This window comes from Microbacterium sp. (assembly GCF_049650565.1).
GTDB lineage: Bacteria > Actinomycetota > Actinomycetes > Actinomycetales > Microbacteriaceae > Microbacterium.
In genome coordinates this window covers 1-10,311 of sequence record NZ_JBASAK010000024.1, presented here as the reverse complement: position 1 = coordinate 10,311, position 10,311 = coordinate 1, and the positions used below count along the sequence as shown (strand labels likewise).

At 71.0% G+C, this 10,311-nt stretch carries 7 protein-coding genes and 2 pseudogenes; 2 read left to right on the top strand and 7 right to left on the bottom strand.

The genetic code is table 11. From position 1 onward, the window contains the following. Positions 1 to 254: pseudogene (locus WA967_RS03720) on the bottom strand (hypothetical protein); the annotation flags it as partial. Between the two features lie 150 nt (positions 255 to 404). Continuing rightward, positions 405 to 1,082, bottom strand: a complete 678-nt coding sequence (locus WA967_RS03715) for a helix-turn-helix transcriptional regulator (RefSeq protein ID WP_424419551.1) — start codon at positions 1,080 to 1,082, stop codon at positions 405 to 407. A gap of 89 nt (positions 1,083 to 1,171) precedes the next feature. Here WA967_RS03715 and WA967_RS03710 point away from each other — a divergent pair, with 89 nt between their 5' ends. Further along, complete coding sequence (locus tag WA967_RS03710; RefSeq protein WP_424419550.1) at positions 1,172 to 1,600, top strand: hypothetical protein; 429 nt, start codon at positions 1,172 to 1,174, stop codon at positions 1,598 to 1,600. A 92-nt stretch (positions 1,601 to 1,692) separates the two neighbouring features. On the opposite strand, the gene WA967_RS03705 is transcribed toward WA967_RS03710, so the two are convergent. From WA967_RS03705 to WA967_RS03685, 5 genes are all read right to left on the bottom strand, one after another. Continuing rightward, positions 1,693 to 1,905, bottom strand: a complete 213-nt coding sequence (locus WA967_RS03705) for a hypothetical protein (protein WP_424419549.1) — start codon at positions 1,903 to 1,905, stop codon at positions 1,693 to 1,695. A gap of 80 nt (positions 1,906 to 1,985) precedes the next feature. Continuing rightward, positions 1,986 to 2,393: a transferase gene (locus WA967_RS03700; protein WP_298865982.1), complete on the bottom strand. Its 408-nt coding sequence runs from the start codon at positions 2,391 to 2,393 to the stop codon at positions 1,986 to 1,988. Between the two features lie 92 nt (positions 2,394 to 2,485). Beyond that, positions 2,486 to 3,259, bottom strand: a complete 774-nt coding sequence (locus WA967_RS03695; RefSeq protein WP_424419548.1) for a DNA-formamidopyrimidine glycosylase family protein — start codon at positions 3,257 to 3,259, stop codon at positions 2,486 to 2,488. Continuing rightward, positions 3,252 to 3,995 carry an EI24 domain-containing protein gene (locus tag WA967_RS03690; protein WP_424419547.1) on the bottom strand — a complete coding sequence of 248 codons (744 nt, stop codon included), beginning with the start codon at positions 3,993 to 3,995 and terminating at the stop codon, positions 3,252 to 3,254. Before WA967_RS03690 ends, WA967_RS03695 begins: the two co-directional genes overlap by 8 nt. A 38-nt stretch (positions 3,996 to 4,033) precedes the next feature. Next, the gene (locus tag WA967_RS03685) at positions 4,034 to 8,677 is read right to left on the bottom strand and encodes an ATP-dependent helicase (RefSeq protein ID WP_424419546.1); all 4,644 of its coding nucleotides are present in this window, start codon (positions 8,675 to 8,677) and stop codon (positions 4,034 to 4,036) included. 126 nt (positions 8,678 to 8,803) lie between these two features. Here WA967_RS03685 and WA967_RS03680 point away from each other — a divergent pair. Continuing rightward, positions 8,804 to 10,311 (top strand): annotated as a pseudogene (locus WA967_RS03680) (hypothetical protein); the annotation flags it as partial.

Below are 10,311 nucleotides of genomic sequence, written 5' to 3'. Positions count from 1 at the left end.
TCGCGCTGCCCGGCGAAGCTCAGCGGCACGAGTTCGAGCTCGACGTGCGGCATCCGCTCCTTCCAGGTGTCGATCCACCGGCCGGGCGTCGTGCCTGGCACGAGTCCCAGGCGCAGAGCGCGCGGTTCTTCCGGGGCCGGGTGCGGCGCGGGGGCCTTCGCGGCCTTGCGCTGCACCGGTTTCTGCTGCGTCTGCTTCTTCGGTGTCGGCTTGCCGGGGCGCGGACGAGCGGGGCGGCGCCGGGCGTTCTTCATGGGATTCAGCGTATCCGCGCCGGGTGCGGCGCGGCTGAGAACAGGACAACCCACCGAGAACAGGAAGAAGTCGCGCGGATCCTCCTGTCGCGGTGCTGTCCTCCTGTTCTCGGAAGGTCGGATGCTGGAGACGCCCGATCTCGGCGGGCCTCAGCCTGCGGGACGGATGGCCACGCAGCACTGGCCGGCATGCGGCTCGCCGCTGGCGCGCAGGTGCGGGCAGTTCATGCCCTCGAGGATGCCGCCGATCAGCGACAGGTTGGCGGAGCACACCAGGTCGGTGTGCTCGCGGGCCAGGGAATCGAAGGGGCAGTTCGCCAGCGTGAGCGCACCGTCCTGCTCGCGCGGTTCGAAGCCCTGCGCGGCCAGCACCGCTGCCACGCGGCTCAGATCGTCGGGCTCGGTCTCGGCAGCAGCGGATGCTGCGATCTCGTGTCCCTCGTCACGTGCGACCTCCGCGACCGCGTCGTTCAGGGACGTGCCGTCGCCGGCGCGTTCGATGGCTCCTGCCAGCAGATGGCCCACGAGGTCGTAGCGGCGCTCGGGAAGCGACACGGCGATGGTCGTGGCAGCACGCCGATAGAGCTTGGACGGGCGTCCGGCTCCTGGGCCGGTGCGGCCGGAGAGTCGGCGGAACTCGGTCTCCAGCAGTCCCGCGTCGACGAGCTTGTCCAGATGGAAGCGCGCCATGTTCGGAGAGATCCCGACGGCGGTCGCCGCCTCCTCCCGGCTGATCGGCTCCGTCTGCTCGGAGACGTGCTCGTACAGCGCGCGCCGCGTGTCGTCGGCGAGGCTCCCGATGCTCGAAGCTTGTGCGGTGATGTCCATGTCAACCTTCTAAAAGAAGACAATCTTGCATTTAGAACTGGATTCTTCTATGTTCAATAGTAACTTCTTTTAGAAAGGATGGCTCGGAGATGAGCACTCGGACTGAGGCACGTTCAACGGTGACGAGGAACTACAGCCACCTCGCATTCCTGCTGCTGCGCACGCTTTTCATCGTCGCACCGATCCTCTTCGGACTCGACAAGTACGTCCGGGTCCTCACCCCGGACTGGGAGCGCTACCTGGCCCCGTGGATGCACGAGATGGTCGGCCTCGACGCGCACACCATGATGTATCTCATCGGCGCGGTGGAGATCATCGCCGGGCTGCTGGTCGCCTTCGCACCACGCCTCGGCGCCGTGGTGGTCGCTGTCTGGCTGCTGGGCATCATCGTGAGCCTGGTCAGCGTCGGCGGCTTCCTCGACATCGCGTTGCGCGACTTCGGGCTGATGGGAGCGGCTCTCGCCCTCTCCCTTCTCGCGGCCGGCGAGGGATACGGCTGGCTGCGGCGCCGCAGCTGACAGATCTCCGCGCGGGGGCGCGGAGCGCGCATGGGGACACGCGCATGGAACGGCGGTGGTTCAGGTGCTCTGACCACCGCCGTCCTGTGTCTTCAGCGATCCTCCGACAGCCGCCGTTGCGCGCGGCGGATCAGGCCGATCAGCCCCGTGACCAGCGCCAGGAGCCCGGTCAGCAGCAGCACCAGCGCGGTGATCGTGCCCGGCGTGAGCGAGGCGAACCAGTCGGTGACACCGTCGCGGCGGGTGGCGCTGCCCAGCATCCAGATCCCGATCCCCGCGATCGCGGCGAACAGCGCGCACCACACGATCGCCGCCCAGCGGGTGCGGGGCGAGATCGACTACGCGCTCGCCGCAGTCAACCGCTGACGCGCGCGTCGCTGACCGGTCAGGCTGCCAGCCAGAGCCCCTTCGGGTCGGTGGCGATGCGCAGTCCTGCGGCCACGGTCTCGTCGTCGCCGATGCGGGCGCCGCGGGCGATGCGCGCCCCCGGTCCGATGTCCGTGCGGACGCCGATGTGAGCCCCATCGCCGATCACGGCCCCCTGGCCGATGTGCGCGTGCGCGTCGATATAGGCGTTCTCGCCGACCACGGCATCCGAATCGACCCACGCACCGCGGACGATGCGCGCGCCGGCGCCGATCTTCGCCCCGGGTTCGACATAGGCCCCGGCTTCGATCAGCGCCTTGGGATTCACCTTCGCGCCGTGCGCGACAAGGCCACGACCGTTGGCGTGCTTGCGATAACGCAGCGTGGAGCCCTGGTCGTCCTCGATGTCGATGTAGTTCTTGCCCACGATTCCTCCCGTGCCCGGAGACCTCCGGATATAGCTACAACGAGGGGACGGGGGATTTCATTCCCCAGTCGGAAAGGACAGCCTTACCTGTCTCACCGCTGGCAGTTCGGACACCAGAACGTGACTCGCTCGCGGGTGGGGTCCGCGCCCAGCGCACCGGTTCGGATGAGCGTCCCGCAACGCCTGCAGGGCCGGTTCGCGCGTCCGTACACCCAGTCCGTGGAACCGCGTCGGGCATCTCCGGTGAAGGTGCGATCGACGCGATCACGATTGGCCCGGATCGTGCGCGCACCGAGCTCGATGAGGGCTGCCGCGTCGACCTTCGAAGTGGGCGTGGTCGGCAGGACTCCGCGCAGGAACAGCAGCTCGGCGGCGTATTCGTTGCCGAAGCCGGCGACGTTGCGCTGATCGAGCAGGGCGACGTGGATGCTGCGGGCGTCGGCGCCCAGGCGCCGCACTGCCTCGGCGGGATCCCACTCGTCGGAGAGCGGATCCGGGCCGAGATGGCCGACCAGCTCGTGCTCGTCGCGGGCGGCGACGATCTTGATCTCCGCGATGTCGACGCCGACCGCCTCGCGGAGCTCGGTGCCGACGATCGCGCGCGTCTTGAACGCCGGATGCCGCCACTTCTCGCCCGGACGGTACAGGCGCCACGAGCCGTCCATGCGCAGATGAGAATGCAGCGTGCGCTCGCCGATGCGCATGAGGATGTGCTTGCCCCGCGGCACCACCTCGCGCACGGTGTCGCCGGTCAGATCGACGGTGGCGGCCTGTGGCACGCGCAGGTCGAAGCGAGTCACGGTCTTGCCGTGCAGTGCCTGATCCAGACGCCGTGCGGTCTGGAAGACCGTGTCGCCCTCAGGCATGCGCGACCCGGTGCTCGAGAAGGTCGCGGGCCAGCAGCGTGGAGCCTGCGACGGCGGTCGGCATGATGATCACGGCGCCCAGCGGCACCATGAAGCACAGCTGCGCCGCGACGCCGAAGCCCAGCATCCGACTCCTTCGCGACGCGAGCATCCGCGAACGCGTGCGGCTGTCGATGTCGCGCGCATTCAGTGCGCGGCCGGTGAGTTCGCGAGCCAGGAGCCGTCCGGTGAGCAGCACGCCGATGACCGTGGCCAGCGCGGCGCCCACCAGGGGGATGACGCCGACGACCAGTGCGAGGAGCGCGACGAGGATGCCCAGCAGAACCAGGCGGATGCTCTCACCCAGCGCCACGCGCAGGCCGCCGTCCCCGGCTGGGACATCTCCGCCCAGATCTTTCTCGACGGCCCGCCAGATGCGCTGGTAGAACGGGTCGCCGATCAGCAGCGTGAGAGCAGTGAACACCACGCTCGCCAGCATGAGCGCTGCGACCGTGATCACGACGCCGAGCGCGATGCGGAGCGCGCTGCGCCAGAACGGATCCCAGGAATCCGCGAACGGAGTGATCACGTCGGTGATGGCCCCGAGCCAGATCAGCAGCGGGACGATGGCTGCCGTCAGCAGCGCCAGCGCGATCAGGCCGGGCAGCAGCCCGAGCAGCATGAGCCGCGGCATCCGCCTCCAGTACCCGAAGCCGCGCCCCAGGTACCGGACGCCGGTGAGGAACTCGCTGATCACCTGGCCAGACTAGGGCACGCCTCCGACGTCGGGCGGGTTCACACGGCCTTGCGCAGCGCGTAGCCGCGGGGCGTCGGCACGAAGCCTGCATCCTGCAGGGCCAGCGCGAACGGGGTGCCGTAGACGCCTGAGCCGTTGATCTTCTCGACCGTGAGCGTCTCCAGCCGCCTGGCTCGGGACGTGGCGACCAGGTCGGATGCCGCGGCGCGCAGCACCTCGGAGTCGTCATCGAATGCCAGCACCGTGCGGCCGCCGCGCTCCAGGTACAGCACGAGCGCGCCGTCGACGAGCACGACCAGCCCGCCGGCCTTGCGGCCCGGTCGGTGCGAGACCTCCTCGAGGCGCGGCCAGGCCAGCGCTGCACCGTAGGGGTTGGCCGGGTCGGTCGCCGCGAGCGTCACCGCATTGCGCGGGGGAGGGTCGGCGAGACCCGAGAAGGTGCGCAGTCGGTCGACCGTGGTGGATGCCGCGAACTGCGCCGCGCCGAGCTTCTCGATCACGTACCCGCGGCGGCAGTGCCCGGCCTCTTCGAAGCCGGCCAGCACCCGGTACGCCTGGGCGAAGCCGCCCGGCACACCCTCCGCCTGCACGGCTCCTCGGGTGACGACGCCGTACCTGTCCAGCAGCAGCCCCGCGGTCACGGTCGCACGTCGCGCGGCATCCGGATCGGTCTCCGGCAGCACAGCCCACCGACCACCCAGCCCCGCCGTGTGCGGGCGGGACGTCGATCGCGCCAGCGAGATGCCGCGGTACGTGCGCGTGCGCGGCGCGCGGCGAGCTGTCTTGTGCGCCTGCGAACCTCCGGCCAGCAGGGCCCGCACCGGCGAGAACGTATCGTTCGTGACATGCCCCTGCCAGGTCAGCGTCCACAGTGCGTCGAGGACGGACTGCTCGTTCTCGGCAGCGGTCATGGTCTTCACCGCCCCGGCGAAGGAGGCGCCGCTGAGCCGCAGCACGTCGAGGATCCGCTCCTCGAGCGACCCGGGCGCGGGCGCATCCTCCGGGATCGGCAGGGTGAACGGCGCGAGTTCTGCCGGATGCAGCGACACCCAGCCGTCGCGGCCCGGCAGTGCGCCGTGGCCGGCCCACACCACCTCGCCGGCCGCGGTCAGCTCGTCCAGCAGCGCAGGCGTGTAGTCGCGCACACGGCTGGGCAGCACGAGCGACTCCCACGCGCTGGCGGGGATCGGCACCCCGGCGAACTGCTCTATCACGCTCAGCACGCCGTCGACGCCCTCCAGCGGGCGGGTCAGATGCTGCCAGTCCGGCAGGAACCGGGCGTAGGCGCCGGGGCTGACGGGCTCAACGCTGCCGCGGATGGCCGCCAGCGACCGCATCCGCAGTCTGCGCAGCACCTCGGCGTCGCACCACTCCTGCGCTCCGGACGGATCCGCGCCGGAGGCAGGCAGGAAGAACCCGCTGGTCAGGCGCCCGGCGGACTCCAGCCGCTGCAGCGTGTGCCGGGCGACCGCCGGGCCGATCCCGAAGCGGGCGGCCACGGCACCCGTCGTGAACGGGCCGTGCGTGCGCGCGTGGCGGGAGACGAGATCACCGAGCGGGTCGGCGACGGGCTCGAGGAAGGCGACCGGGATGCCGGTGGGCAGCGCCGCACCGAGGGCATCGCGCAACCGCCCGGCATCCTCGATCACCGCGAAGCGGGCCCGCCCGGCGATCGTCACGGGGATCGCGCGGCGGGCGGCGACGAGCTCCGCGAGGTGGACGGATGCCTCGTGCGGAGTTGCTGAGGCGGCGGGAGGCGCTTCGTCTCGCTCCGCTCGCTCAGCGAGCGGGGAGGCGGCGGTGAGTCGTGCCGCGACTTCCGCGGCATCCATCGGCCCCAGCATCCGCAGCAGATCGGCGACGCCCTCCAGCCCACGTGCGCGGCGCTGCGGATCGAGTCGCTGCGCCTCCTGCTCGAACTGCGCGATGACGTCGGGGTCCAGCAGCTCCCGCATCTCGACGGTGCCCAGCAGTTCGCCCAGCAGCGCCGGATCCACCGACAGGGCAGCCGCGCGGCGTTCGGCCAGCGGAGAGTCGCCCTCGTACATGAACGCGCCGACGTAGCCGAACAGCAGGTCGCGGGCGTAGGGCGAGGGCTGTGCGGGCTCGGTCTCGACCAGGCGGATGCGGCGCTCGGAGATGTCGGTGATCAGTCGGCGCAGCGACGGCAGGTCGTAGACATCCTGCAGCACCTCGCGCAGCGTCTCCAGGGTCACCGGGAAGGTCGGATGCCGGCGGGCGACCTCCAGCAGCTGCGCCGACCGCTGACGCTGCTGCCACAGCGGCGTGCGCTTGTTGGGATTCATCCGGGGCATGAGCAGCGCCCGCGCAGCGCACTCCCGGAACCGGGAGGCGAACAGCGCCGAGCCGCCCACCTCGGCCGTGACGATCTGCTCGAGCTCGTCGGCGTCGAACACGAACAGGTCCGCCCCGGGCGGCTCCGCGTCGGCGTCCGGGATGCGCACGATGATGCCGTCGTCGCTGGCGACCGCCGACCCCTCCACGCCCAGCCGCTCGCGCACGCGGGCATTCAGAGCCAGCGCCCACGGCGCGTGCACCTTCATGCCGTACGGGGAATGCAGGATCAGGCGCCAGTCGCCGACCTCGTCGTGGCCGCGCTCGACGGTGAGCGTGCGATCGGTGGGCAGGGTGCCGGTGGCCTCGCGCTGCTCGGTCAGGTAGCCCAGCAGATTGTCGCGGGCCTTCTCGTCCAGACCCGCGTCGATCAGGCGCTGCTGCGCCTGGGCGGGCGCGGCCGTGGACACCTCGCGCGAGAACCTGCCCAGCGCCTCGCCCAGCTCGAACGGGCGGCCGATGCCGTCGCCGTGCCAGAACGGCACCTTGCCGGGCTGACCGTAGGCGGGCAGCACGTTCACGCGGTCGTGCGTGATCTCGGCGATGCGCCAGCTGGTGGTGCCCAGCGTGAACACGTCGCCCACGCGCGACTCGTAGACCATCTCCTCGTCGAGCTCGCCCACGCGGCGGCCGGGGCCGTCACCGGCGACGAACACGCCGAACAGCCCCCGGTCGGGGATGGTGCCGCCGCTGGTCACCGCGATGCGCTGCGCACCCGGCCTGCCGGTCAGGGTGCCGGCATCCCGATCCCACACCACCCGCGGCCTCAGCTCGGCGAACTCGTCGGACGGGTACTTGCCTGCCAGCAGATCCAGCGTGGCCTCGTACGCCGAGCGCGGCAGGGTCTGGAACGGAGCGCTGCGCCGCACGGTCTCGTACCATTCCTCGACAGACAGCGGGTCCAGAGCGCAGGCCGCGACGGTCTGCTGGGCGAGGATGTCCAGCGGGTTGCGCGGCACGGCGATCGCCTCGATCTGCCCCTTCAGCATCCGCTCGGTGACGATCGCCGTGTGCAGCACGTCGCCGCGATGCTTGGGGAAGAGGGATGCGCGGCTGATCTCGCCGACCTGGTGCCCGGCGCGGCCGACGCGCTGCAGGCCGGATGCCGCCGACGGCGGCGCCTCGACCTGGATCACCAGGTCCACGGCGCCCATGTCGATGCCCAGCTCCAGGCTGCTGGTCGCGACCACGCAGCGCAGGATGCCGGACTTCAGCTCCTCCTCGACGATGGCGCGCTGCTCCTTCGACACCGACCCGTGGTGGGCTTTGGCCAGCACGGGCTCGCTGCCGGGCGCCGAGGTCTCGGGCTCACCGCGCATGATCGCCAACCGAGCCTCGTAGATCTCGTTGAGCCTGCCGGTGAGCCGCTCGGCCAGGCGCCGGGAGTTGGCGAACACGATGGTCGAGCGGTTCTCGAGCACCCTGTCGACGATGGCCTCTTCGACGTGCGGCCAGACCGATCCCGTGACCTCCGTATATTCCGCATCCGCCGCCTCGGTGGGGGCCGGGGTGCCGGGCGGCGGGGGAGGGTTGCGCATGTCGTCGATGGGCACCACCACGCCCAGCTCGAACGTCTTCGTGGCGCGGGGCGCGACGATGTCCACCGGCGCGGAGCCGCCCAGGAACCGCGCCACCTCGTCGATGGGTCGCACGGTGGCGGACAGGCCGATGCGCTGGGCGGGGCCCTTCGCGCCGTGGGCCGTTCGCAGGGCGTCCAGCCGTTCCAGGCTCACCGCCAGGTGCGCGCCGCGCTTGGTGGCGGCCACCGCGTGCACCTCATCGATGATCACCGTGTGCACGCCGCGCAGCGTCTCGCCGGCGCGGCTGGTGAGCATGAGGTACAGCGACTCGGGAGTGGTGATGAGGATGTCGGGCGGGTCGCTGACGAGCCTGCGGCGATCACCCGCCGGAGTGTCGCCGGAGCGCACCCCGACCGTGACCTCGGGCACCGACAGGCCCAGCCTGCGGGCGGACTGGCCGATGCCGATCAGCGGGGAGCGAAGGTTGCGCTCGACGTCGACGCCTAGCGCCTTCAGCGGGGAGATGTAGAGGATGCGGGTACGCGGGGCACCGTCGGACGGCTCGGCCTCGGCTCGAAGGTCGACTCGCTCCCGGGCACTGCCTGTTGTCCGCTCGCGGAACGTGCTGTCGATCGCCCAGAGGAACGCGGAGAGCGTCTTGCCCGACCCGGTCGGTGCGACCACGAGCGCGTTGTGGCCCGCGGAGATCGCCTCCCAGGCCCCGACCTGCGCGGCCGTCGGCGCGTCGAACGCCCCGCGGAACCAGTCCTGGGTCGCGGAGGTGAATCGCTCGAGCACATCGCTCACCCCTCCATCATGCGGCAGGCGTCCGACATCGAGCCTCGCAGGGCCTCGTGGCCGGCGTCACCGGAGTTTGAGGAGAAGGCCCTGGAACTGGTACACAGGGAACACTCAGACTTCAGAGGGGGAGCGATGAGCGATCAGTCGCGCATGGACGGAATCGAGCCGGAGAACCCGGAAGACGCAGCGGATGCCGTGGTGCCACCGGCTCCGCCGGAGGAGCCCGCACCGCCCGTCGTGCCTCCGGCACAGGACCCGGCATCGGCATCCGACGTCGTGCCTCCGGCACCTCCGAGGCAGGGATCCACCTGGCTGAAGCCGTTCACGCAGCCCGTGCTGCTCGGCGCCCTCTCGCACGTCGGCATCGCCGTCGGAGCGGCGGTCGTCGGCGCGATCCTGCTCGTCTTCCTGGTGCTCTCCAGCGCCTCCGACCTGCCCTCGACACCGATCGGGTCGATCGACGACGTCCACGTGGACTTCGGCGTCCTCGCGGGTCTGCTGTTCGCGCTCGCCGCCCTCGTCTACGGCGGCGAGATCAACGGCACCATGGATGCGGGTGGGGGGCTGTTCTCGATCGGCGGCTCCGCATCCATCTGGGTCTTCCCGCTCACCCTCACCGTCGCGGCGTTGGTGGCCGTGTTCTGGTGGGGCGCCCGGCAGGGGCGCACCCACCGACTCCCGACCTGGCAGCACCGCGCCGTCTACGCAGCCGTCGTCGGACTCGCCACCGGACTGGTGCTGCTGATCCTCACGCTCGTCTTCGCCATCCGCGTCGATGAGAGCAGCGTGCACGTGCTGGTCACCGGCGCCGGTTACCGCGTCGTGCTGTTCTCGCTGGTGCTGGTCGGCATCGCGGCGTACCTCGGGCGCTGGGCGGGATCGGCCGCACACCCGGGCGAGAACTGGTTCCGCTCCGGCATCCGCCTCTTCCGCGGTCTTCCCCGCATCGCTCAAGAGACGCTCGCCTACGCGGCGTTCGGCGGGGCGCTCTTCGCAGTGCTCGGCGCCGTCTTCGTCGTGATCGGCTCGTGGCAGAACCTCGGCGTCGGCTCGATCGCCCTCGGCCTGCTGGGGCTGCTGAACATCGCCCCTCTCGCCGCGGTGTTCGGTCACCTCGGCGGGCTCGCCGGGACCGTTCCCGGCTCCGACAGCACGTTCGCAGTCTTCAATGCGGATGAGCCGCTGCTGTGGATCGCCGTGCTGGCGGCCGTGCTGCTGAGCACCTTCGTGGCGCTGTGGATCGGCATCCGCCGCCCCCGCCGCAACGGCATCGACTGGGCCTCCACCTGGCGGCTTCCACTGGTGGTGCTGCTGGGCTGGTTCGTGATCGGAACCGTGTTCTTCGGCCTGGGCGTGAGCGCGGGCGCTCGCGGTGCAGCTGTCAGCGTGGGTATCGGGATCGCACTCTGGTCTCCCTTCGTGATGGCCGCGTGGGCATTCGTCGTCGAGGTGGGCGCGCAGACACTGCCCGCGCTGGCGTACGGCTCCGTCCCGCAGCTGCTGAGTGCGCTGACCGGACGCTCGGCCGTCGCGGCGTGGGCGGCGGGGACGAGCGGCATCACGACCGGGGCGGTCGCTGCGGATCAGCCCCCCGTCGCGGTCGGCGCCGTTCCGGAGCCCAAGCCGCTCAGCCCCGCCGC